2 protein-coding genes are annotated in these 904 nt (G+C 62.1%); both read right to left on the bottom strand.

All coding sequences use genetic code 11. From position 1 onward, the window contains the following. Positions 1–231 precede the first annotated feature (231 nt). Positions 232–642 carry a rodlin gene (locus tag GXP76_RS35470; RefSeq protein WP_242575730.1) on the bottom strand — a complete coding sequence of 137 codons (411 nt, stop codon included), beginning with the start codon at positions 640–642 and terminating at the stop codon, positions 232–234. 71 nt (positions 643–713) lie between these two features. Beyond that, on the bottom strand, positions 714–904 hold a 191-nt coding region (locus GXP76_RS35465; RefSeq protein WP_242575729.1), incomplete at its 5' end, for a hypothetical protein.

Raw genomic sequence — 904 nt, 5'->3', positions numbered from 1 at the left:
TCGTGGCCGCGACAGCAGCGGTAGCCCACAGCTTGTTCATTTTGTTGCCTTTCCAGAAATTCGGAACCCACCGGCGGGGTTCCGATAAATTCAACCCGCCACGCGACGTTTGGTTACGCCCATTCCCTCGAACGGCCCACAAGGCATATTGGCACGCCACGGAAATTACAAAGACGACCGGGTCACCGCCGAATTCGACGGTGACCCGGTAGAGGCGATTCGGGGGCGACGTCAGCTGTTGCCCGCACCGTTCGCCGACAGGATCGGGATGTCGTTCAGGATGTGCGAGAGGGGCTCGTCGCCCTTCGCCTGGGTCGAGTTCTCGACACACTGCTGGTTCTGCGGGGAGGACAGGACGTTGATGTCCTGGACCGCGATCGGCGCGGCACCCAGCAGCGACCCGGCGTTGATCTTCGCCGGCAGGCCGATGCAGGGCTTGTTGAGCGAGCCCTGAATGAGCGCCATCTGCGGGCTCATGTTCCCGTACGTCGCGGAGTTGCCGTACGCCTGCATGGCACCGTTGCCGCTGAGCGACGTCGTGCCCGTGTCGTCACCGACGGCGAAAGCGGACGGCGCGGCCATTGCCGACACACCGACGAAGGAAGCAGCGACAGCTGCGGTAGCCATAATCTTCTTGATCACGATCAGTACCCTTCCGAAGGATGCCCCAAAGTCCCCGGGGCGCCTTGAGCAACTAAGCTCCGCAGGTTTGGTTATCTCAATTCACCCCAACGGCTCATTAGGCACTCAATCAGCCCGCCTGCCGCCCGTGGGCCGAACGAGTGAAGCAGCGGAACCAAACCCAGGGCATTCGGTTGGGCAGGCCTCACCACCTGCATTTCTTGAGAAAGGGAACCAGCCGTGATCAAGAAGATCCTGACGGCCGCGGCGATCAGCGCATCCG

The organism is Streptomyces sp. NP-1717 (assembly GCF_022695985.1).
Taxonomy (GTDB): Bacteria; Actinomycetota; Actinomycetes; order Streptomycetales; family Streptomycetaceae; genus Streptomyces.
This window is presented reverse-complemented; position numbering and strand designations above follow the sequence as displayed.